Here is a 22603-nt window from a genome sequence, read left to right on the forward strand (position 1 = left end):
AAGTGCGCACCACGAATGTCCGCACGGGCGTGGCGGCGGTACTCGTCGCGTTGACCGTCGGCACCACGGTCGCCGGTTGCGGCAACAACGACAGGTCGCCGCTGGACACCGTTCGCGCCTTGGAGAGCGGCAAGGACAAGCCGAGCAGCGAGCCCACCGGCCGACCGACCGGCTCGGCTACCACCACCCCGCCGGCGCGCCGCACCACCGCGCCGCCCACCGGCGGAACGTCGGCGTCGGCGTCGGCCACCGCCTCGCCGAGCACCTCCTCGACCGGCACCTCGGCGCCCGCGACCGGATCGACCGCGGCCTACGTCAACGACCCCTGCCGCTTCTTCACCGCGGCCGACGTGGCCGCGCTGCTCGGCCTGCCGGTGGTCAAGGCGGAGGTGGACGAGAAGCTCAAGAGTTCGAGCAGCTCGTTCTGCGACTACCGGAACGCCCGGGGCCTGTCGATGATGACGGTGATGATGTCCACCAGCGACCCCAAGTACAGCACCGCCGAACAGGCCGCCAAGGGAACCATCGACGCGGGGGACAACCCGACCGCCCTGCCGGGGGTCGGCGACGCGGCCTTCACCTACCGCGACTCGACCTCCAACGGGGTGGTGTGGACGAAGCTCGTCGGGGACACCTACCTGGACGCCGACGTCTACATCGACCGCAGCGACAAGGACGTCTCGCCCGACCTTCTCGCCAATATCGCCCGGACGATGATCGGCCGGCTGTGACCGGGCGCGTCGGGCCCGCCACCACCCTGGTGGGGGTGGTGGGTCTGGCGTGCCTGCTCGGCGGCTGCAACGATCCGGACACACCGCCGCGGCACGTGGCGGTGTCCACCGCGGCGGCCGGCGACAAGGCGGGCGCGCCGCCTCGGCCCACCCCCTCCCCGCCCGCCGCCGACGCACCACCCACCGACGGTTGCGAACTGCTCTCGACCACCCGGGTCGAGGAGGTGCTCGCGACCGGCCCCGTGCACACCCGGTCCGCGGAGGCCGGGCGCTCGTGCGAGTACCTCGACGCCGGCGACCGGCGGGTACTGACCGTCGTCGTCGGGCAGTTGCCCCAGGCGATGGTCGGCGGCCCGCTGGACACCGCCCGCTCGACCGCCACCGGCCCGGGCCCGCGCGAGACGCTGCCCGGCGTCTCGGACGCCGCGGTGATCTACCGCGATCCCGCGCGCGGCGACGGCCTCGCCTTCGCCCGGGCGCGCGGCGACCTGGTCACCTCCGTGGACATCGTCATCCCGGCCGTCGACCGCGAGCGGCTGATCGCGCTGGCCCGCACCGCGGCCGCGGCCCTGGACGCGCCGGGCTGAGCACGGCGGTCGGGGGTATACGCCGGCCACCTGGTGCCCGCGACGTCGTCCCCGACGCGTAGGGTCCGGGGTCAGGGCGGCGCCTGCCGCGGCCAGGAGGAGGGCTCACCCATGACGGATCGGGACCCGCACGCCGTCGTGCTGCTCACGAACCGCATCAGCTCGCGCATCAGCACGAGCGGCGGACCGGCCCTACCCCTGCGGGACGCGCTGCGCGTGTACACCGAACACGTCGACACCGGCGTCGCGGCCCGGTACGCGACCGTGGTGAACGACCTCGCCGACGCCGACGTGGCCCTGCTGCGCCTGCCCGAGGACCACGGCGACGCCGAACTCGACCGGATCGTGGACATCGCCGCGTCGGTGCCCACGGTCGCGGTGATCGACCTGTACCGGCCCGCCGCGGTGGCCGATCTGGTCGGCTATTGCGCCGCGTTGCTGGGCACCAGGGGCGCCGACGACGAGGGTGTGCTGGACGTCGTGTTCGGCCGCTACGCGCCCGCCGGCCGGCTCGTCAGCGACCTGCCCGCGGACGCGGAGCCGCTCTTCGAAACCGGCCACGGACTGTCCTATTGACCCTCGCTGTCGATAAATTGACGGCCCGTCAGTGTGTTTTCCGGGTGATGTTCAACACGTCCACGGCACCCTTCGCGTCGCCGATGGTGGCGAAGTCGACCGCGACGAAGTTGACCTGCGCACCGCGTTCGCGTTCGCAGCGGCGGGCCCGATCCAGCAGGAACGGCCGCGAGTTGACCACGCCGGCGTCGATCCGGCTGCCGCCGGCGGAGGTGATGAAGTTGTTCAGCAGGAACAGCCGCTTGCCCACGTCGCCGCGATAGGGCGCGCAGGTCATCTCGGCCGGACTCGTGTACGCGTACGGCGTCTCCATCCCGTACTTGTAGAAGTTGCGGTACCACGGGACGGGCCCGTCGGCGCGCTCGGCGAAGACCACCAGCCGGCGGTTGCGCTCGATCATCGTGCCCAGCGTGGGCCACGGCTCGTCCGGGTCGGCGGCCGGCGTGTACAGCAGTCGCTCCAGGCCGGCCTCGCGAAACGCCCACTCGGTCTGCTGCGCGGTGATCGCGTCCTGCACGATCAGGGTGACCACCTCGTGCGGGTTGCGATCCATCCACTGGCCCACCGCGCGCAGCGTCTCCACCATCGGCAACGCGCCGCCCCGGCACACCGAGTGGCACAACCACAGCCCGGGCCGGGCCGGCGCGACGTCGTTGACCACGCCGGCGACGATCTTGCGCGACTCGGGATCAAGGTCCGACTCGGCGAGCCGGCCGGCCACCTCCTCCGGGGCCTCCCACGTGTACGAGTCCACCAGCAGGCCGCGCACGCCCGCGTCCAGTTGGGTGACGATGTCCGAGTCCTGGAGCGGGCTGAGGAAGCGGGCCGCGGTCGAGGACATCGAGTTGTGGGTGGCCAGGTAGGCGACCTGGTCGTAGCGCCGGTTGCACAGCTCGGTCATCCCGTTGCAGCGCTTGGCGTCGGAGCCGGAGCCGGAGGTGGGCACCGGCACGAAGATGGTCAGCGCGATCGCCCCGGCGGCGATCACCGCGGCGCCGGAGGTGAGCACCTGACGGGTGGTGTGCCGCACCGGCGCGGCCCGCCGGTGCTTGTGCTTGTCCCACAGCACGATCGCGCCGAAGGTGGCCCCGCCGAACACCAGGGGCACCGCGGACGCGGCCAGCCACACCCCGACCACGTCGCGCGCCGCGGCCTCCTGGAGGTCGCCGGCGAGCCGCACCACCGAGGGCGCCCAGCCGTCCCGGTTCTCCGAGACCACGTGCGGCAGCAGTCCCCACGCGACCAGGCAGCCCACGCCCGCGAGCAGCCCGCCGCCCGCCAGGGCCAGCGCGGGCAGCCGCAGCCGGGCCGCCCCGCGCGCGGACCCGGTGCGCCACAGCACCACCAGGCCCAGCAGCGCGGTGACGCTCGCCACCGCGAGCAGCCGGCCCAGGCCGAACACCGTCATCGCGCGCAGTTGTTCGAGCTGGCCCAGTTTCAGCTTGGTGCTCTCGTTGGCCTGGCTCGCCCGCAGGTCCAGCGTCAGGTCCCAGGTGCCGCCGTGGGAGAGCCCGGTCAGCCCGAGCTGGGCCTGGCGGACCTTCTCGCCGAAGATCACCGGGACGATCGCCACCAGCACCCCGCCGAGGTCGTCGGCGCGCAGCGAGGCGACCACCTGGCCGCGGATCGGCTCGCGGGACTCCGCCGGCAGGCGGGCCAGGATCAGGTCGGCCACCTCCGGGGCCGCGGCCGGGTCCAGGTTCAGCGCCGGCAGCGACTCGGGCGGGCGGCCCTGGGCGAGCGCGTCCAGGGCCTTGGACACGCCGTCCACCAGCGCCGGCGCGTTGTCCTCGGTCACCCGCGGCACGTTGCCGGTGAGGTCGCCGACGAAGACGTCGGCGACCTTGCCGAGGTTGTTGATCACCGGTTTGAGGTCGACGGTCAGCCGCAGTTCGCGCTCGTCGCCGCGCAGGTAGCCGACGGTGTGCCCGATCTGCTCGCGCACCATCCCGCGCAGTGTGGACGGCGGCAGCACCAGGCGCAGGTTGGCGGTGACCTGGTTGGGCGGTATCGGCAGCCGGCCCAGCAGGTCGTTGGTGACCCCCGCCATCCGGGGGTCGACCAGGACCTCGTCGTAGAGCCGGTCGTAGGCGTGCTCGCGCTCCAGCACGCCGTCGTACCAGTCGGCGGAGAGCACCGTGGCCCGCGCGACAGCGAGCCCGGTGACCACGGTGATCGACAGCGCCACCAGCGCGGTCAGCAGGGCCCGCGCCACGCGGCGCCACCGCCGCCACGCGGCGCGGACCTTGAGCCGGCGGGAGACCTTGCCGACCACGATCTGCCTGGTCGCCCCAGCAGGATAGGAAATCATCACCAACCCGAAGCAAAAACATGATCGGGACCTTCCCGACCGGCACGGGCCCTTGCCTGCCCGAGAGCCGGGACCGGAAACGTGTGCCGGTCACCCGCGCCAGTGTGCGCCGATCACGCGCGGTTGGGGCGCAGTGTCCAGGTGACGGTCATCTCCGCCGTCGTGGTGCCCGCTTCGTCACGGATGGTGATCTCGACCACGAACTCCGGGCGCTTGCCGGCGTCGAGTTCGGCGACCACCTCGGCGGCCGGACGGGTCAATCGGGCCTCGGCCAGCACCGGGCCGAGCGCAACCTTGCGGTAGCGGATCGCGGCGTCCACCGCGAGCGGCGTCGCGCGGGCGAGCTGGTCCCCGAACGCGGCGATCACGATCGCCCCGGAGGCGGACTCGGCCAGCGTGAACATCGCGCCCGCGTGCGGGCCGCCGATGTGGTTGTGGTGCGCGGGCTCGTCCGGCAGCCGCAGCACGGCGCGGTCGGCGGCCAGTTCCACGAACTCCAGGCCGAGTGTGCGCACGAAGGGCACCGAGGCGCGCAGGCCCTCGGCGACGGCGTCGAAGTCGGTCGTCGATTCAGTCATGGTCGCGATGCTACCGGCAGGTAACTTCTCCCGGGGCGGCGCCTCGCGGGCATTTCCTTCACCCGGCGAATCTGTTTGACTGAGTCACATGAAATACGTGCGCATCGAGCACCCCGAACCCCACGTCGCGATCGTCCGCCTGGACCGGCCGGACCGGCTCAACGCGCTCTCCGCGACCATGGTGGGCGACCTCAAGGCCGCCTTCGCCGCGCTGCACCGCGAGCGCGGCACGCGGGCGATCGTGCTGACCGGCGAGGGACGCGGCTTCTGCTCCGGCGCCGACCTCTCCGGCGACCCCGACCACGCGCCGGACGCCGAGGGCCGCGGCCCGGTCGGACACGTCTACCGCTCGCAGGAGCACCTGTCCGAACTGATCCTGGCCGTCCACGAATGCGAGAAGCCGGTGATCGCCGCCGTGCACGGCGCGGCCGTCGGCGGCGGCCTGGCCCTCGCGCTGGCCTGCGACCTGCGCGTCGCGGACGAGAGCGCGCGCTTCGGCTCGGTGTTCATCAAGGTCGGCCTGTCCTCCGCCGACGTGGGCACCAGCTACCTGCTCCCGCGCCTGGTCGGCCCCACCCGGGCGGCCGAACTGATGCTCACCGGACGCCACTTCGACGCCGCCGAGGCACACTCCTGGGGCCTGCTCAACGCCCGCGTACCCGCCGGCGAACACCTGCCCGCCGCCCTGGAGCTGGCTCGCTCGATCGCGACCAACAGCGAATACGGCGTATGGATGACCAAGAAGGGCCTGTGGTCCGGGATCGGCGCGACCTCGCTGCGCCAACAGATCGAACTGGAGAACCGCACCCAGGTGCTGGGCACCTTCACCGGCAACATGACCGAGGCCGCCGCCGCCTTCCGCGAACGCCGAAGCCCCACCTGGCGGGACATGTGAACACCCCGCGCTCACCCGCCGATCGACCCCGGACGGGGCCAACGGAACAACCGCCCGGCCTCGGCCGCGTGCTCGCCCGGATTCGCCGCCAACCGGGCCTCCTCGATCGGGTTCCCGTGCGCGTCGCGCCCCTGGACCCGCGTCAGGTAGCCCGCCGCCGCCAACTCGTCGAGATAGCCCGCGATCGACTCCGGACTCTCCCCCGGCCGCGACCCCAGCGCCCGCGGCTCCGGCCGGGCGCCGTCCGGCAACAACAGCAGATACACCGCGAGGCCGCGCGCCCGCACACTCAGCCGGGCGTCCTTCAGGAGCGCGTCCTCGGGCCCGAGCCCCGACCCGCCGTCCTCGCCCCAGATGCGCCTCATGGCCTCAGTCTCGAACACGACCGCGCCCGGCAGGGCAAACCGCACAACCCCTACACAAACGAGTGACCAATCGTTTGCCCGGGCGCCCACAGTGCGGACGCGGACACGCTGGGACACCGGCGACCCGATGGTTTTCCGCTCGGGGCCGGCGCACCCTGCGGTCACCGCGCGGCGAACTCCCCCGCCCGGCACCGGTGAACCATCCGACCCACCGTCAACTCCCGTACCCACAAAGTGACTTGATCGGCAAACCCGCAGGTCGCACGGGTCGCGGTGTCAGTGCCGGATGGGATGCTTGACGCATGGGTTGAGCGCCACCGCGGTCGGTCGGCCGCGGCTCGACGCAGAGGAGGATCCCTCGATGTCCACTGTCAACACCATGATCCGGCTGACCCCCGTGAAACCCGCGACCGTGCGCCGGGCCCTGACCCGGATCGACACCAAGACCGTGCGCACCCACCCGGACGGCGTGCGGGACGGCGCGCCCGGCATCTCGCTGCGCACGCTGGCCACCCTCCAGCGCCGGCGACTGGTCCGACTCGGCGCCGAAGTGCCGCTGCGCGGGCGGAACATGGGCATCACCCGAGCCGGCCGGCAGGCGCTGATCGCGCGCGGCGCGCACCGCAAGGGCGCCTGGGCGCGGTTGTTGCACGAGGAACTGACCTGGACCACCGCGGGCGGCGACGTGCTGGAGATCGCCGACATGCATCCCTACCACTGCGCGAACGCGGCCGCCTGGCTCCAGCGCAACGCGTCGGCGATCCGGGCCGACGCCGAGCCGCGCCGGCGCGGCGACGCGGTCGCGTGGATCGACGACACGCCGCTGATGCGCGCGTTGGTCGCCGCCGTCGAAAGCGCGCTTCCGTAGCGCACCGCTCCGGTGCGGAATTCGTCGAGCCCGGCGCCCGGCCACCGCATCGGTGGTCGGGCGCCGGCTCGCGTCGTGCCCGCGGACTCGGCCGCGTGCGGATGTCGCTCAGACCTTCCGGCCGACCGCGGTGTAGATCCAGGACTGCGCCAGCCGCTCCGGCGACAGGTCGGCGTCCTGCGCCGGGTGCCACAACGGCGCCTGGACCAGGCCGGGTTCGACCAGTTCCACTCCGGTCAGGAAGGACGCGATCTCGGCGTGCGGGCGGGGCAGCATGAACTCGGCGTCGTCGTTGATCTCCAGCACCCGCTCCGCCGCGATCGGCGGCAGGAAGTCCGACGTGGTGTGCGACGCGATCAGCACACTGCCCGAAGGCACCGCAGCCAGCAGCCGGTTCACGATGCCCGCCGGGTCCTCGGCGTCCGGGACGTAGTGCAGGATCGCCACCAACAGCAGCGCCACCGGGCGGTCGAAGTCGATCACCTCGCCCACCTCGGGGGCAGCCAGGATCTTCTCCGGCTCGCGGACGTCGCCCATGGTGAAGGTGGTCCGCCCCCGATCGGTGGCGGGCATCAGCGCGCGGGCGTGCGCGAGCACGATCGGGTCGTTGTCCACGTAGGCCACCCGGGCCGACGCGTCGACCTCCTGCGCGACCTCGTGGGTGTTGCCGGGCGCCGGGATCCCGGTCCCGATGTCGAGGAACTGGTCGATGCCCTGCTCCGCCGCCCACCGCACCGCGCGAGCGAGGAAGGCCCGGTTGTCCAGCGCGGTGATCGAGGTCTGCGGGGCGACCGCGATGAACCGTTCCGCCAACTCGCGATCGACCGGGTAGTTGGTCTTGCCGCCGATGTGGTAGTCGTACACACGGGCGGGGTGGGGACGGCTGACGTCGATCCCGGTCGGCGCCCAGTCCTGCTCGGACAACGTGTCATCCCCTCGAAGTCGGTACCGCGTCAGCCTACGACACGCCAAACGGCCCGTTCCACAAGGGACTTGCCACGGTTCGCGCCCCCACCGGGAAACCCTCGACGACCCCTGGGCGAACGCGGGTGATGAGTTTTGCCCGCCGGAACGGTCATAACCGGGTACAGCGTCGTCACAGGAGGTCGTCGATGGTCGATCCGCCCGAAACACCCACCCCGCCCCCGGTCGTACTGGCCGTGTCCGCGCCGCTCACCCGCGCGGACGTCCCGGGCCTGTGCGCACGGCTGCTCGCGCTCCTGCACGAGGACCGGGCCGACCCCTTCCCGTGCGACGTGAGCGCGCTCACCCGCCCGGACCTGGCCGCGATCGAGGCGCTGGCCCGGCTCCAGCTCACCGCGCGCGGCGTCGGCCGGCGGATCCGCCTGCACGGCACGAGCGGTGAGCTGCGCGACCTGCTGACCCTGACCGGCCTGGACGAGATCGTCCCGACCGGTCCGGGCAGCGGGCGCCTTCTAGGCGTCGAGTGTCGGCGGGAGGCCGAACAGCGGGAACAGGTGCGGGACGTCGAGGAACGAGTTGAGGCCGATGATCTGCCCCTGTGACATCTCGATCACCTGCAGCGCCCACGGCTCGAAGCTGCCGCCGGGACCGCTGGGACGGTACTGGCCGAAGCCCGGCGTACCGTTCGCCACGATCGGCACCAGCCGCGAACCGCGGCAACCGATGCCGGTGCCCAGGAACCACGCACGGATGTCCGCGTGCCCGCGCAGCCACAGCGCGTACGGCGGCATCGACAGGGTCGCGTCCTCGCGCAGCAGGGCGGTGAGCGAGTCCAGGTCGTAGCGCTCGAACGCGTCCACGTAGCGGGCGAGCAGCGACTGCTGCTCCTCGTCCATCGGCCGCACCGGGTCGGTCGCGGTGACCTCGTTCTCCGCGAGCGCGGCCCGGGCGCGCTGGAGCGCGCTGTTGACCGACGCGACCGAACTGCCCAGCAGTTCGGCCACCTCGCTCGCCTTCCAGGCCAGCACCTCGCGCAGGATCAACACGGCGCGCTGGCGCGGCGGCAGGTGCTGGAGCGCGGCCACGAAGGCCAGCCGTACGCTCTCGCGCGCGACCGCCAGCTCGGCCGGGTCGGCCACGCTCGGCACGACCCGGCCGTCCGGGATCGGCTCGATCCAGGTGGCCTCGGGCCGCGCCGGCGTCAGCGCCGAGGAGGCGGGCACCGGCGAGGACAGGTCCATCGGCCGGGCCCGGCGCTCGCGCCCGTTGAGGCTGTCCAGGCACACGTTGGTGGCGATCCGGTACAACCACGAGCGGATCGACGAGCGGCCCTCGAACCGGTCGAAGCTCTTCCAGGCCCGCACCATGGTGTCCTGGACGGCGTCCTCCGCCTCGAAGACGGAACCCAGCATCCGGTAGCAGTAGCCGGTGAGCTCCACCCGAAACGGCTCGAAGTGCACCTCCACGACGTCGGCGCCGTCCGTTGCCTCGAGATCACTCATCGGGTACTCCCACCGCTTCCGGCTGTGTCGACACGTACCGGAGTCTAGGCAGCCGCACCGACACGGGCACGTTCTCGGCGTCTCAGTCCACCGGAACCGCGACGAGCTCGTCCGCGTAGCACCACGCCCACTCCTCGCCGGGCTCGAACGAGCGCACCAGCGGATGGTCGGCGGCGTGCCAGTGCGCGGTCGCGTGCCGGTTCGGCGAGCTGTCGCAACAGCCGATGTGCCCGCAGGTCAGACACTCCCGCAGGTGCACCCACTGGGTGCCGTTGCGCAGACAGTCCTCACACCCCTTCGTCGACCCCGGCACCACCGTCTCCGGCAGCGTGTCCAGGTGCGCACAGGGCCCGTCCGTGGGTCGCCCGTCGCCGTCCTGGACCACCTGGTAGCGAATCCCGGCCATCGTCGTACTCCTCGTCGCAGCACTGCGGGCGTCGCCTCTTGCGCGAGCCCGATCGATCTCCCCTTCCCTACCACGCGGGCCCGCACGCGCGCCCCGACGAGGCCGCGATCGCGGCGGGGTACACGACGGGGTTCACGCCGGGGCGGCGCCTCGGCGGCGGGAGCGGCGCCGGCGAGGACGGCACACGCGGAAGGGGCGCGCCGGTCTTCCACGTCGAGGCTACTTGTCAGTAGCCTCCAGTTACAGCGTCCCCATCCGGCACCGGAGGCCGCAGTGCACACCACCCACGTTCGAGTGGCCGTGATCGGGGCGGGCTTCTCCGGCCTGGCCGCCGGCCATCGCCTGCGCCGACACGCCGGCATCGAGGACTTCGTCATCCTCGAGCGCGCGCACGACGTCGGCGGCACCTGGCGGGACAACACCTATCCCGGCGCGGCCTGCGACGTGCCGTCCAATCTGTACTGCTTCTCGTTCGCGCCGAACCCGACCTGGTCGCACGCGTTCTCGCCGGGCGACGAGATCCAGGCGTATCTGCGCCGCTGTGCGCGCGAGTTCGGGCTGGTGCCGCATCTGCGGTTCGGCCACGAGGTGACCGCCGCGCGGTGGGACCACGACCGGGCGCGCTGGCGGCTGACCACCTCCGGCGGCGCGTACAGCGCCGACGTGGTGATCGCCGGAGCCGGTCCGCTCACCGAGCCGGCGATGCCCGCGCTGCCCGGCCTGGCGGACTTCGGCGGGCGGGTGTTCCACTCCGCCCGCTGGGACCACGAGCACGATCTGAGCGGCGAGCACGTCGCGGTGGTGGGCACCGGCGCCTCCGCGATCCAGTTCGTCCCGCGGATCCAGCCGCTCGTGCACCGGCTGGACCTCTACCAGCGCACCCCGCCGTGGATCATGCCACGCAACGACCGACCGCTGCCGAACTGGCAGCGGTCCCTGTACCGGCGGTTGCCGGCCGCGCAACGGGTGGTCCGCCAGGGCCTGTACTGGCAGCGCGAGGCCACCCTCGGCGCCTTCCTGGGACCGCTCGACCCGGTCACCGCGCTGGCCACGAGGCAGGCGCTGGCACACCTGCGCCGGCAGGTCCCGGATCCGGAGCTGCGCGCCCGGCTGACCCCGGACTACCGGCTCGGATGCAAGCGGGTGTTGTTGTCGAACGACTACTATCCGGCGCTGACCCGACCCAATGTCGAGCTGGTGACCGCCCCGATCACCGAGGTGCGCCCCGGCGGGCTGCTCACCGCCGACGGGACCGAGCACAAGGCCGACACGATCGTCCTGGGCACCGGGTTCGAGGCCACCCGGCCGCCGATCGCGCGCGTGCTGACCGGGCGCGACGGGCGCACGCTCGCCGAGGTGTGGCGCGACGGGATGGCGGCCCATCAGGGCGCCATGGTGGCCGGCTTCCCCAATCTGTTCCTGGTGATCGGGCCGGGCACCGGGCTGGGGCACTCGTCGATGATCGTGGTGATCGAGGCGCAGGTGCGCTACGCGGTGGACGCGATCCGACGCATGCACGACCAGGGCATCGCCGACGTCGAGGTGCTCCCCCGGGCGCAGGACGCCTACAACGCGTGGCTCGACGAGCGCATGGGCCGCACGGTGTGGAGCACGGGCGGCTGCACGAGCTGGTACATGGACGGGCGCAACGGCCGGGTGACCGCGCTGTGGCCGGGGTCGCTGACCCGGTTCCGGCGAATCAACCGACGGTTCTCGCCGGCGGGTCATCGGGCCCGACGGTGGGACCGGATCGCGTAGGCCAGTTATCGGATTGTAAGACTTATCCGGGCTCCGGAATCTGATGAGATGCGGGGCGGCCCCGACAGGCGGGGTCTGCCGGGCCGGTGGTTCGGGCGATGCGAACGTTCCGGTGGTTCGAGCGGTACGGACAGGGGAGTGCGTGTGATCCGGGAATTCACAGGTCGGGTGTGCGTGGTCACCGGCGCGGGATCGGGCATCGGACGGGCTCTCGCGTACGAGTTGGCGGCGCACGGCGCACGGCTCGCGCTGGCCGACGTCGACGCGGCGGGGCTCGCCGAAACCCGGGAGCGGGCGGCGCGGCTGGGCGCGCGGGAGATCCACACCGAGGTCCTCGACGTCGCCGACCGCGCGGCCGTCTCGGCCTGGGCGGACGCGACCGCCGAGCGCTTCGGCGGGGTGGACCTGGTGGTCAACAACGCCGGCGTGTCGCTGACCGCGGACGTCGAGGAGATGGCCTGGGACGACTTCGAATGGCTGATAGGCGTCAACTTCTGGGGCGTCGCGTACGGCACCAAGGCCTTCCTGCCGCACCTGCGTCGCTCGCGCGAGGGGCATCTGGTCAACATCTCCTCGGTCTTCGGGCTCTTCGGCGTCCCCTCGCAGAGCGCGTACTGCGCGGCCAAGTACGCGGTCCGCGGGTTCACCGAGTCGGTCCGCCAGGAGATGCGGCTCTCCGGTTCCGGGGTCGCGGTGACCACCGTGCATCCCGGCGGGATAAAGACGAACATCGTGCGCAACTCGCGGACCTCGGGCGCGCACGACAGGGACAAGGTCGCGGCACTGCACGACTCGGCGTCGCGCACCTCGGCCCAGCGTGCCGCGCGGATCATCCTGCGCGGTGTGCGGCGGGGGCGGGCCCGGGTGTACGTGGGCGCGGACGCGACCGCGATCGACGTCGGCTCCCGCCTGCTGGGGTCCGTGTTCGAACCGCTGGTGCGCGTGGTGTCCAAGCGCACGGGTCCCACCACCCTGGTGCCCGCCCCGCGCGCGGTGCGGGCACGCGTTCCCGACCCGGTCCCGGCTTTGTCGCCGGACGGGTATTCGGACCCCGTTACCGGTGGGTAGAAAAGACGGAGACGCGAGCGGGAGGCGAGCATGACGGCGGACACCAGGGGCACCACGGAACTCGTGGGACACGACCTCACGGTACGCACCGGCGACGGCGCGGAACTGCGGGTGAACGTGGCCGGGCCGCCGGACGCGGCGGTCACGGTCGTCTTCGCACACGGTTGGACCCTGCACGGCGACGTCTGGCGCGCCCAGGTCGGGGCGCTGGTGTCGGCCGGGGTGCGGGCGGTCACCTACGACCACCGCGGTCACGGACGATCCACGCCGGGGCGGGCGGCGCCGTGGACGATCGACCTGCTCGGCGACGATCTCGCCGACGTGCTCGACGCGGTCGCGCCGAGCGGCCCGGTGGTGCTGTGCGGGCACTCGATGGGCGGCATGACGATCATGGCGCTGGCGGCGGCCCGGCCCGAGTTGTTCGGGTCGCGGGTGGCCGGCGTGGTCCTGGTCGGCACCTCGGCGGGCGGCCTGGTGCCCACCGGGCGCGGCGTGCCCGCCGCGGTGCGGTTCAGGTCGGCCGCGCAGATCCGGTTCTTCGCGTTCGGACTGCGGCACCCACGGCTGGTCACCCGGGGGCGCACCCTGCTGCCGGGCCCGGGCCGGCCGAGTCACCTGCGGATCGTGCGGCGCGGCCTGTTCGGCCCGACGGTCGACCCGACGGTGGTGCGCGACTGCGCGCGGATGCTGTTCGCGACGCCGATGGCCACGGTGTGCGGGTTCTTCCCGGCGCTGGTCGCGCACGACAAGGCCGGCGCGCTGACCGCGCTCGCGCGGGTGCCGGTGCACATCGTGGTGGGCGCCCACGACCGGCTCACCCCGCTCGCGCACAGCCGGACGCTCGCGGCCGAACTCCCCGAGGCCACCCTGCGGGTGGAACACGACTGCGGGCACATGGTCTTCACCGAGCGCCCGGAGAGCGTGTCCGAACCGCTGCGCGACCTGTGCGCGGGCATCGCCCGCTGACCCTCCCCCACGGGCCGCGGGCCGGCCGACGTCCGCGGGCCGGTGGGGGTCCGGCTCGGGCCGGACCTCCACCGGTTCCCCGGCACGCTCAGCTCGGTTCGATCCCGAGCAACTCCGCGGTCCAGTCCGGGTCCGCCGTGACCACGGCCAGCAGCCGGGTGGCCCGGGTCAGCGCGACGTAGAGCGTGCGCATGCCGTTGGGCGACTGCTCGACGATCCCGCGCGGGTCGACGATCACCGCGACGTCGAACTCCAGGCCCTTGGCGTCCAGCGCGTCCATCGGCTGCACGCGCGGGTCCAGGCCCTCCAGCTCGGCCGCGAGCTCCTCGACCGCCCCGACCGGGGTGACCACGCCGATGGTGCCCTCGACCGTCTCCAGCAGCTCGCGCACCAGCTTGCGCACCACCGGCCCGGTCCGCTCGCCCGCCGTGGCGTGCACCCTGGGCGGCTCGCCACCGCTGCGTACCGCCCGGGCCGGCCGGGCCCCGGGCACCGCCCGCACCAGCACGCGCGCGGCCACGTCGGCCACCTCCACCGGGTTGCGGTAGTTGGTGGTCAACTCGAACTCGTACCGACGCCGCTCGCGCAGCGCCTCGGCCATCGCCGTCGCGGACGCGCCCGGGTCCTCCCAGGCGCTCTGCGCGGGATCCTCGACGATGGTCCAGGTCGCGTGCATGCCGCGCCGGCCGAGCATCCGCCACTGCATCGGGGTCAGATCCTGCGCCTCGTCGATGACGATGTGCGCGTACTCGACCGGCTCGTCCTCGTCCTCGTCGCGCGGCCTGCGCGCGCCGCGCCCGCCGGCCATCCGGTCGGCGTAGGTGGTCACCTCGGTGATCTCGTCCGGGACGTCGCGGCCCACCGTCTCGCCGCTGAAGATGTCCCGGCCGTCCACCACGTACGGGTTGTCCTCGTCCGGGTTGCCGTAGGCGACCGTGCGCTTGCGCGGCAGCGGGCCGAGCAGGCCGGTCAGCTCGTCCATCAGCGCCACGTCGTGGAAGGAGACCTCGCCGGTGCGCGCGGTGCGCGCCCACGAGTTCGCCAGCACGGACACCTGCGCGGGCGTCAGATCGCGCTCGTAGCGGCGCAGCCGCTCCGGGTCGGCGAGTCCGGCGAGTACGTCCACCGGGCGCTGCAGCGGCCACCACGCGCGCAGGAACGCGGCGAACTCGTCGCGCGCGGCCACGTCCTCGTGGAACGCGTCCTTCTCGCCGCGGCCGGCGCCGCGCGAGAGCAGTCGGCCCCACAGCTCGGTGAGCAGTTGGCGGGCCACCTGGAGCCGGGCGGTGTTGGGACCGTTGCGGGTCTTGGCCAGCACCTCGCGGCGGATCCGGCGCAGCGCCTTGTGGTCGAGCACGATCCGGGTGCCGCGGTGCGAGATCGCGAACTCGGTCGGCGCGCCGGCCGGCACGTCGGCGACCGCGCGGCGGAGCAGGTGCGTCATCGCCGCGGCGCCCTTGAGCTTCGCCGCCGCCGCGTCGTCGTGGTAGGCCGCCTCGACGCCGTCGACCATGTCGCCCAGCGAGCGCAGCACCGCGCCGCCCTCGCCGAGCGAGGGCAGCACCCGTTCGATGTAGGCGGTGAAGCGCGGGTTGGGGCCGACCACGAGCACGCCGCGCGCGCCGAAGCGGCGGCGGTACTGGAACATCAGGTACGCGACGCGGTGCAGCGCGACGGCGGTCTTGCCGGTGCCCGGGCCGCCGCGCACGATCACCGAGCCGTCGATGGGCGCCCGGATGGCCTCGTCCTGCTCGCGCTGGATGGTGGCCACGATGTCGTGCATCGAGCCGTCCCGGGTGCGCGAGAGCGCGGCCAGGAACGCGCCGTCACCGACGATCACCATGTCGTCGGCGGCGTCCGGGTCGAGCAGGTCGTCCTCGATGTCGACCACCGAACGGCCTCGGCAGTGCAGCACCCGGCGGCGGACCACGCCGCGCGGGTCGTCGGGGGTGGCGCGGTAGAACGCCTCCGCGGCGGGCGCCCGCCAGTCGACGACGAGCACCTCGCTGTCCTCGTCGCGGATGCCGATCCGGCCGATGTGCCGGATCTCGCCGTCGAGCTGGTCGAGGCGGCCGAAGACGAGTCCGTCGTCGGCGGCGTCGAGTGAGCGGGCCCACAGTTCGGCGCGGTAGACCATGACGTCCCGCTCGACGAGTGCCGCGCGCGTGCCGACCTGCGCCTGCCGGTAGCCCTGTTGGAGCAGCGCCTGGGCTTCGTCGCGCATGTGTTCCAGGCGCGTGTAGGAGCGATCGACATGGCCCTGTTCCGCGGCGAGCTCGCGTTCCTTGGCCTGGGGGTCGCCTGCCGGCGCGGGCATAGTGATGCTCCTTGTGATGTGACACAGGTCTGCGCCCACGGTGGACGAGGCGCCGACGATCGTATGGCGTCGCCGGTGCCGTCCCCGCGGGCCGATCCGCCCACGGGGGTTGCGGCTGGGGTCGGGGGTGCTCCCCCGAGGGACACAGTATTCGGGACCCGCGCCGGTCTTCGCGACGCCCGGGCCCGGTGGGTGCCCTCCCGGCGGGCCCGGTACCCGCTCCCGAGCGCCGCCGGCGCGACCGCTCAGGCGCGCCGGGCACGCAGCCGGCGCAGCGCGACGACCACTCCGATCAGACCCGCCATGCCGAGTATCACCCACAGCCAGACGGTGCCGTCCGACCCGCCGTCGCCGCCGGTCCGGCCCGGCGCCAAGGCGGCCTGCGCGGGGCCGCCGGGTGCCGCGGACGGGGCCGCCACGGTGATCCCGTACCGGGCCTTGGCCTCGTGCCGGGTGGGCGCGTTGTCCGAGACGGTGATCCCGAAGCCGGTCTCGCCGGGGGCCGTGGGGGTGCCGGTGATCACACCGCTGTCCGGGTCCAGGGCCAGTCCCGGCGGCAGCGGGTCGTCGGCGACCCAGTGGTAGGGGGCGGTGCCGCCCTGGGCGGCGAGTCTGGCGGTGTAGGGCTGCCCGACGGTCGCGGGCGGCAGCGCGGCGGAGGGCAGTACCAGTGCGGCCGAGGGCACCGCGTCGACGGGTGCGGACGGGTCGGATTCGCCGACCGCGTTGGTCGCGACGACCGTGTACGAGTAGGTGGTGCCGTTCTCCAGACCCTGGTCGGTGTAGGTGAGGATGTCCGCGCCCAGGGTGGCCAGGGGCGGGGTCGAACCGGGTTCGCCGTTGGTGGAGCGGCGGATCAGGTAGCCGGTGATCGGGCTGTCGCCGGTGTCCGCGGGCGGCATCCAGGACAACACCGCCTGGCCCTGGCCCGCGGTCGCGGCCAGGCCGCCGGGCGCGCCGGGCTTGCCGCTGCCCAGTCCGGACAGGGTGACGGTGCGGCTGCCGCCGGGGATGTTGCCGGTCAGGGTGAGTTTGCCGGTGCCGGCTCCGCGCTTGGTCGGGGTGAACACGATCGCGAAGGAGCACGCGGAGCCGCCGGGCACGTTGGTGTCCGGGCCGGTCGCGCACGTGGTGCCGGCCGGGTCGATCGCGAACGGTCCCTCGACGGTCGCGGACGCGATCATGAACGGCACGTCGCCGGTGGTGGTGATCGGCAGGTTGCGGGTGGCCTTGCGGCCGACCGGCGCCGTGCCGAAGTCGACGGTGGCCGGCAGGTCGCCCACCTGGGCGGCGGGCACCGTGAAGGACAGCAGCGCGTGGCCGTCGCCGACGCCGCCGGACGCGGAGGTCTGGGCGCCGGGGAAGACGATCGGGTCGGCGTACGGGCCGATGCCGCCGGCGGCCGGGGCGAACAACCACGGCAGCGGGGCGGTCGCGGAGAACAGCGTGGTGCCGGTGTCGGCGATCCGCACGACCAGGGTCGCGCCGGCCTGGGCCGGGCTGTTCGCGGCGATCGCGGTCGAGCCGGCCACCGACGCGCCCTGGGTGGCTCCGGCGGCCTTTCCGTACACCGTCACGGTCATCGCGCTCGCGCCGACCGGGATGGTCACCCGGTGGTCGCCGGTGCCGGTGATCGCCGTCTGCACCTGGGTCGTGCCGCCCGGCGCGGTCGGCGCGGCGGGCCGGGTCCGAGCCGCGCCGGGGCGATCGGCGCCGGCGACCGCCGCCGGCGCGAGCGCGGCGAGCGCGCACACCGTCGCGAGCAGCCCCGCACCGAGTGCTCCAGGGCGCGGGATACGACGGCGGATGGCGCTGTGCATGGAGATGGACCCCCGGGTGGGCTGCGGCTCTCGATACCGGACGGCACCGGACGGCCCACCGCTATCCCCGGTTCACGGGGTCGGCGGATTCCGCGCGCACGGCTTTTCCGGCAGCTCCTCAGCGCGGATGCTAGCGCTCACCGGGAGCGACCGGGAGTACTCCCCGCGAGAAGATCACCCGTTGGAATTCGCTGGTCCGGGCCGCCTGTACGGGTGCGGCCCGGCAAAGCTGACCATCCGTCAGAATTTGTGGTCGCCGGCGTCGTCCGGATCGGCGCCGGTTGCCCGGTGGCCGGTTCCTCGGTCGCCGGCTCGTCGACGCGCCCGCCCGGCCACACCTCGGGCCGCCCCCGGGGCCGCGACCAGTCCGCGCCGTCGCGCGTGTCGGCGCCGAAGCGCGGGCCGAGCACGGCGATCAGCACGAGGAACAGGACCAGGGACCAGGCGACATACGCGTTCACGGCACACTCCCGATGGTGCGATGGAATCGGCCTGCGCATCGACCAGGCCAGTTCTCATTCTGGGTATGACTGGCCTGCCGATAAAGGGCCAATCCAGGGGAGGTGGACTGTGTTCGGCGATCCGTGCGGATCGGAAATGGCGATCCTCCGGCGCGAAGGGGTGTCGAGGCGGCATCGTGGCCTCAGGCTCCCGCCGGGCCCGGGACGGTACCGGCGGGGCGGCCGGCGGCGTGCACCTCCCCCCAGTGCGCCGCCGAGGAAGACGGGCCCGCGGGCATTCCCCCCGCCCGCGGGTCCGTCGCCCCACTCCCGCCCGGCATCGGGACGGTCGAGCACCCGCGTCAGCGCAGCGCGAGCACCACGTCGCGGATCCGCGCGTCGTCGGCCGGATCGACCGGCAGCGGCAGCGTGACCGCGTCCGCCAGGCCGCCCCAGCGCTCCGTGATCAGCGCGGGCAGTTCCTCGTACACCGCCATCGGCACCAGCGTGTCGAGCACCTCGTCGGTGACGTGCCGGGCCAACCGCGACCAGTCGTCGCGGCGGACCATCACCCGCAACCGGTCCTGGAGTTCGCCCCACCCGTACAGGTCGAGCGTGGCGCGATACGCGGGTGTCGAGTACAGGAACGCGAACAACCGCCGCTGCCGCTCGCGTTCCGCGTCCAGCGCGGCCCGGTCGGGGCCGGCGATCACCTGTGTGCCGGCCACGAGTTCGACCGTGCGCGGGAGCACCGCGCGGGCGATGCCCTCGGCCAGCGCCGGTCGGGCGACCGTCGCCAGCCACCGCGGACCGGAGTTGGTCGGGTGGGTGACCAGGCCGTCCGCGAGTTCGCCGGCGAGCGCGCACATCGCCCGACCGACGCCGCCCAGCAGGATCCGAGGCGCGGCGGTGTCCGGGTCCGGGCCGGGGTTGAAGTACGGCTGCATCCGGGTGAGTCGGTGATGCGGCCCCTCGTACGCGGGCGGCTCGCCGGTCCGGAACGCCTCGAACGCGGCCCGGACCGCGCCCACGTAGTCGCGCATCCGGGGAACCGGCGCCGACCACGGCATCCCGTACCGGTCCTCGATGTTCTGCCGCACCTGGCTGCCCAGGCCGAGCTGGAACCGGCCGCCGGAGAACCTCGCCAGATCCCACGCGCCGTAGGCGGTGAGCAGCGGGGAGCGCACGAAGGCCAGCGCCACCGATGTGCGCACCACGAGGCGTTCGGTGTGCTCGAGCGCGAGCAGCGCCGCGGCGAACGCGTCGTGCACCGTCTCGGCCACGTGCAACCCGTCGAACCCGGCCGCCTCGGCCCGGCGCGCGTGCGCCGCCACCTCGCGCAGCGGCAGCCGCGGGTCCATCCCGGTGTAGACCCTCATCGGGTGTCTTCTTCGCCGACCAGTTCCTCGGACAGGCTCCACAGCCGCGCGGCGTCCGCCTCGTCCAGCGCCCAGGGGGCGTGCTCGGCGGTGATCGCGCAGTCCGCGAGGTACACGCCGCCGACGTCCGCGAGTTCGGGCGCGGTCGCGGCCCAGACCTGGGTCGCGGCGCCGTTGGCGACCTGCTTGAGCGGCGGCATCTTCGCGGCGGTGACCTTGCGCTGCAGATCGCGCCCGGCGTCGCGGGTCATGTACCGCCCCAGATTGGTCGCCACCATGCCCGGGTGCACGGCGTAGGCGCGCACGCCGCGTCCGCGCAGCCGGCGGTCCAACTCGACGGTGAACAGGATGTTCGCGGTCTTGGACGCGCCGTACGCCTGCCAGGGGTGGTACTCCTCGGGCGCCTTCTCGTAGTTGGGGTCCGCCCAGCGGATCCCCGACGCGACGTGCCCGGCGGAGCTGAGGTTGACCACCCGCGAGCCCGGGCCGAGGGCGGGCTCCAGCAGGGTGGTCCACAGGAAGTGGCCCAGATGATTGGTGCCGAACTGCAGCTCGAAGCCGTCCGAGGTACGCCCGAACGGGGTCGCCATCACTCCCGCGTTGTTGACGAGCACGTCCAATGACGGGAAACGCTCGCGCAGTTCGGCGGCACCCGCGCGGATCGAGGCGAGCGAGGTCAGGTCCAGGACGGCGTACTCGACCCGGCCCGGCAACTCCGCGACCGCCGCGCGGCCCTTGTCCGCGTCGCGGGCGGTGACCACCACATGTGCGCCGGCCGCGGCGAGCGCCCGCGCGCTCTCCCGGCCCAGGCCGGAGGTGCCGCCGGTGATCACGAACGTGCGGCCGGTCGGGTCGAGGTCGGCCAGAACCTCGTCGGTGGTGCTGTCGGGTCCCCATGGCATGGCACACTCCGCCGGATAGATGCTTGACTGTGTTCAGCACTATGGGGCGCACGTGTCGCGATGGCAAGGCCGCGGCGCGGCTTGCGTGACGGATCGTCAGGTCAGCCGGATCAGCCGTCGCTCGGTGGCCACGCTCACCGCGGCGGTGCGGGTGTCCACGCCGAGCTTGGCGTAGATGTGGCCCAGGTGGGTCTTCACCGTGGCCTGCGAGATGAACAGTTCCCTGGCGATCTCCGCGTTGCCGACGCCGCGCGCGAGCAGGTGCAGGATCTCCACCTCGCGGGCGGTGAGCGTGGTGTCCGGCTTGCGCATCCGGCTGAACAGCCGCGCGGCCACCTCCGGGGCCAGCACGGTGCGGCCCGCGGCGGCGTCGTGCACCGCGCGGAACAGGTCCTCGGGGCTGCCCGCCTTGAGCAGATAGCCGGCCGCACCCGCCTCGATCGCGCGCGAGACGTCGGCGTCGGTGTCGTACATGGTCAGCACCAGCACGTGCGGCGGCTCGGGCAACGCGAGCAGTCGCCGGGTGGCCTCGACGCCGTCGATTCCGCCGACCAGTTGCAGGTCCATCAGCACCACGTCCGGGCGCAGCGCGGCGGCCAGCTTGACCGCCTCCTCGCCGCTCGCCGCCTCGCCCGCCACCTCGATGCCGTCCTCGCCGGCGAACAGCGCGAGTAGACCCGCCCGCACGACGGCGTGGTCGTCGCAGACGATCAGGCGGATCGGGTTCACGGTGCGGCTCCTGGGGTCGGGCGGGAGGCGGGCTCGGTGCCGGCGGCCGGGGTCGTGCCCGGTGCCTGTTCGAAGGGCGTGTCCCGGTCGGCGGTCGGGGCCGGCTCGGCCTCCGCCGCGCCGGAGGCGTCCCGTACGGTCGCGGCCAGCGCGGTGCCCTCGCCCGGGGCGCTCTCGACGGTGAGCTCGCCGCCCACCTCGGTGAGCCGGCGGCGCAGCGAGGGCAGGCCGTAACCGCGCAGGTCGCCCGCCCGGGTCAGGCCCGGGTCGAAGCCGACGCCGTCGTCGCGGATGTCCAGCGCGACCCGGTCCGGCAGGTAGGTGAGGGTCACGTGCACGGCCCGGGCCCGGGCGTGTTCGCGCACGTTGGCCAGCGCGCCCTGCGCGGTACGGGTGAGCGCGGCCTGCACCGGCTCGGCCAGCGGGCGCACCCGGCCGTCCACGGCGAGCGCGACGCTCGGCCCCTCCTCTCCGCGAAACCGCTCGACCACCCGGGCCAGGGCGCCGGGCAGGCCCGGGTCGCCGGCGAGTTCGGCCGGCGCCAGGTCGCGGACGAACCGGCGGATCTCCTCGACGCCGAGCGCCGCCACCCGCTCGGCCCGACGCACGTGCGCGCGCGCCGCGTCGGGATCGTTGTCCCAACCGCGGTCCGCGGCCTGGAGCAACATCCGCAGACTCGACGTGCCCTGCGCGATGGTGTCGTGGATCTCCCGGGACAACCGCTCACGCTCGGCCAGCACCCCGGCCCGGCGCTCGCTGACCGCCAGTTCGGCGACCGTCTCGCGCAGCCGCCGCTCGTCGCTGCGCATCCGGGTGAACACGGCGGTGGCGATCGCGGCCACCGCCGGCGGCCCGAGGAACAGGCTGGGGTCGATGGTGTCGGCGAGCCGGTACTGCGCGATCACCACGGCGGTGGTGAGCAGCACCACCGTGCCGATCGCCGCTCGGGTCGACAACACCCGCAGGCCGGTATAGAGCAGCGGCACCGCGCACCACGCGAAACTCGGCGCGACGGTGACCAGGGCCAGCCAGGTGGCGAGGACCGCGGTCAGCCAGGCGGGCCGCGCGGGCGAGCGGTCCTCGGGCAGGGTCAGGCCGGCCAGGTAGAGCACGGCGAGCAGCACCGCGAGGGCGAGCACCCACGGGGCGCGGCCGTCGGTGCCGTGCCGGACCGTGTACCGCCCCAGCGACGCGGCCAGCAGCAGCAGGAAGCCCGCGTGGATCACCAGCCCGGCGTGCCGCACGGGCCATGGCTCTGTTCGCTGTCGGGGCACGACGTACCTGTTCCCTGTCCCGCTCGGCTCGATCACGCGCGGCGCGCGCGCATCGACGATCCCCTCCACCGTGGACCCGCTCGCGCGGGTCCGGATCAGCCGATCGGTTGATCCTCGCACCGCCCGACCGGCGCGCCGGGACCGGCGGCTTTGCCGATGGCGGACGGGCGGATCGACGGGAGTGTGGAGGCATCGGGGCAACCGCCC

Annotated in this window: 22 protein-coding genes; 9 read left to right on the forward strand and 13 right to left on the reverse strand. The window is 73.5% G+C overall.

The annotated features are described in order from the left end of the window. Positions 1-2: 2 nt before the first annotated feature. The 3 genes from ACWCPW_RS02640 to ACWCPW_RS02650 all read left to right on the forward strand — a co-directional run bounded on the left by ACWCPW_RS02640 (position 3) and on the right by ACWCPW_RS02650 (position 1894). Positions 3-731 carry a DUF3558 family protein gene (locus ACWCPW_RS02640; protein ID WP_449759751.1) on the forward strand — a complete coding sequence of 243 codons (729 nt, stop codon included), beginning with the start codon at positions 3-5 and terminating at the stop codon, positions 729-731. Further along, positions 728-1318 (forward strand): DUF3558 family protein, encoded by a 591-nt coding sequence (locus ACWCPW_RS02645; RefSeq protein WP_449759752.1) that lies wholly within the window; start codon positions 728-730, stop codon positions 1316-1318. Before ACWCPW_RS02640 ends, ACWCPW_RS02645 begins: the two co-directional genes overlap by 4 nt. A 111-nt stretch (positions 1319-1429) precedes the next feature. Next, positions 1430-1894, forward strand: a complete 465-nt coding sequence (locus tag ACWCPW_RS02650) for a hypothetical protein (protein ID WP_449759753.1) — start codon at positions 1430-1432, stop codon at positions 1892-1894. A gap of 28 nt (positions 1895-1922) precedes the next feature. Here the strand turns inward: ACWCPW_RS02650 and ACWCPW_RS02655 are convergent, their stop codons facing one another. Beyond that, on the reverse strand, positions 1923-4205 hold the full coding sequence (locus ACWCPW_RS02655; RefSeq protein ID WP_449759754.1) for a hypothetical protein: 2283 nt from the start codon (positions 4203-4205) through the stop codon (positions 1923-1925). Between the two features lie 113 nt (positions 4206-4318). Beyond that, the gene (locus tag ACWCPW_RS02660) at positions 4319-4783 is read right to left on the reverse strand and encodes a DUF4442 domain-containing protein (RefSeq protein WP_449759755.1); all 465 of its coding nucleotides are present in this window, start codon (positions 4781-4783) and stop codon (positions 4319-4321) included. Between the two features lie 88 nt (positions 4784-4871). On the opposite strand from ACWCPW_RS02660, the gene ACWCPW_RS02665 reads away from it, so the two are divergent. Then, positions 4872-5678, forward strand: a complete 807-nt coding sequence (locus ACWCPW_RS02665; RefSeq protein WP_449759756.1) for an enoyl-CoA hydratase/isomerase family protein — start codon at positions 4872-4874, stop codon at positions 5676-5678. Positions 5679-5689: 11 nt separating this feature from the next. On the opposite strand, the gene ACWCPW_RS02670 is transcribed toward ACWCPW_RS02665, so the two are convergent. Continuing rightward, complete coding sequence (locus ACWCPW_RS02670) at positions 5690-6043, reverse strand: hypothetical protein (RefSeq protein WP_449759757.1); 354 nt, start codon at positions 6041-6043, stop codon at positions 5690-5692. Between the two features lie 361 nt (positions 6044-6404). Between ACWCPW_RS02670 and ACWCPW_RS02675 the strand changes: the two genes are divergently transcribed. Next, the gene (locus tag ACWCPW_RS02675) at positions 6405-6911 is read left to right on the forward strand and encodes a hypothetical protein (protein WP_449759758.1); all 507 of its coding nucleotides are present in this window, start codon (positions 6405-6407) and stop codon (positions 6909-6911) included. A 108-nt stretch (positions 6912-7019) separates the two neighbouring features. On the opposite strand, the gene ACWCPW_RS02680 is transcribed toward ACWCPW_RS02675, so the two are convergent. Next, positions 7020-7835, reverse strand: a complete 816-nt coding sequence (locus ACWCPW_RS02680; RefSeq protein WP_449759759.1) for an SAM-dependent methyltransferase — start codon at positions 7833-7835, stop codon at positions 7020-7022. 188 nt (positions 7836-8023) lie between these two features. On the opposite strand from ACWCPW_RS02680, the gene ACWCPW_RS02685 reads away from it, so the two are divergent. Continuing rightward, positions 8024-8437, forward strand: a complete 414-nt coding sequence (locus tag ACWCPW_RS02685; protein WP_449759760.1) for an STAS domain-containing protein — start codon at positions 8024-8026, stop codon at positions 8435-8437. Here the strand turns inward: ACWCPW_RS02685 and ACWCPW_RS02690 are convergent. Then, on the reverse strand, positions 8348-9337 hold the full coding sequence (locus ACWCPW_RS02690) for a sigma-70 family RNA polymerase sigma factor (RefSeq protein WP_449759761.1): 990 nt from the start codon (positions 9335-9337) through the stop codon (positions 8348-8350). The two genes, ACWCPW_RS02685 and ACWCPW_RS02690, sit on opposite strands and share 90 nt — an antisense overlap. A gap of 82 nt (positions 9338-9419) precedes the next feature. After that, a complete protein-coding gene (locus tag ACWCPW_RS02695) occupies positions 9420-9743 on the reverse strand; it encodes a ubiquitin carboxyl-terminal hydrolase 14 (protein WP_449759762.1) in 324 nt (107 codons plus the stop codon). A gap of 273 nt (positions 9744-10016) precedes the next feature. Here ACWCPW_RS02695 and ACWCPW_RS02700 point away from each other — a divergent pair, with 273 nt between their 5' ends. The 3 genes from ACWCPW_RS02700 (at position 10017) to ACWCPW_RS02710 (ending at position 13535) form a co-directional block, all read left to right on the forward strand. Beyond that, positions 10017-11501 (forward strand): flavin-containing monooxygenase, encoded by a 1485-nt coding sequence (locus ACWCPW_RS02700; protein WP_449759763.1) that lies wholly within the window; start codon positions 10017-10019, stop codon positions 11499-11501. A 144-nt stretch (positions 11502-11645) separates the two neighbouring features. Next, a complete protein-coding gene (locus tag ACWCPW_RS02705; protein ID WP_449759764.1) occupies positions 11646-12569 on the forward strand; it encodes an SDR family NAD(P)-dependent oxidoreductase in 924 nt (307 codons plus the stop codon). A 30-nt stretch (positions 12570-12599) separates the two neighbouring features. Continuing rightward, positions 12600-13535: an alpha/beta fold hydrolase gene (locus ACWCPW_RS02710; RefSeq protein WP_449759765.1), complete on the forward strand. Its 936-nt coding sequence runs from the start codon at positions 12600-12602 to the stop codon at positions 13533-13535. An 88-nt stretch (positions 13536-13623) separates the two neighbouring features. Here ACWCPW_RS02710 and ACWCPW_RS02715 read toward each other — a convergent pair whose 3' ends face one another. From ACWCPW_RS02715 to ACWCPW_RS02745, 7 genes are all read right to left on the reverse strand, one after another. Further along, positions 13624-15852: a HelD family protein gene (locus tag ACWCPW_RS02715; protein ID WP_449759766.1), complete on the reverse strand. Its 2229-nt coding sequence runs from the start codon at positions 15850-15852 to the stop codon at positions 13624-13626. Positions 15853-16097: 245 nt separating this feature from the next. After that, positions 16098-17672, reverse strand: a complete 1575-nt coding sequence (locus tag ACWCPW_RS02720) for a putative Ig domain-containing protein (protein ID WP_449759767.1) — start codon at positions 17670-17672, stop codon at positions 16098-16100. Between the two features lie 137 nt (positions 17673-17809). Continuing rightward, the gene (locus ACWCPW_RS02725; protein ID WP_449759768.1) at positions 17810-18133 is read right to left on the reverse strand and encodes a hypothetical protein; all 324 of its coding nucleotides are present in this window, start codon (positions 18131-18133) and stop codon (positions 17810-17812) included. Between the two features lie 341 nt (positions 18134-18474). Further along, positions 18475-19491 (reverse strand): TIGR03617 family F420-dependent LLM class oxidoreductase, encoded by a 1017-nt coding sequence (locus tag ACWCPW_RS02730; RefSeq protein ID WP_449759769.1) that lies wholly within the window; start codon positions 19489-19491, stop codon positions 18475-18477. Then, entirely contained in the window at positions 19488-20393 is a 906-nt protein-coding gene (locus ACWCPW_RS02735) for an SDR family NAD(P)-dependent oxidoreductase (protein ID WP_449759770.1), read from the reverse strand. Before ACWCPW_RS02735 ends, ACWCPW_RS02730 begins: the two co-directional genes overlap by 4 nt. 96 nt (positions 20394-20489) lie before the next feature. After that, positions 20490-21122 (reverse strand): response regulator, encoded by a 633-nt coding sequence (locus tag ACWCPW_RS02740; protein WP_449759771.1) that lies wholly within the window; start codon positions 21120-21122, stop codon positions 20490-20492. Further along, positions 21119-22366 (reverse strand): sensor histidine kinase, encoded by a 1248-nt coding sequence (locus ACWCPW_RS02745; RefSeq protein WP_449759772.1) that lies wholly within the window; start codon positions 22364-22366, stop codon positions 21119-21121. The genes ACWCPW_RS02740 and ACWCPW_RS02745 overlap by 4 nt, the downstream gene beginning before the upstream one ends. Positions 22367-22603 lie beyond the last annotated feature (237 nt).

The organism is Embleya sp. NPDC001921 (assembly GCF_053594475.1).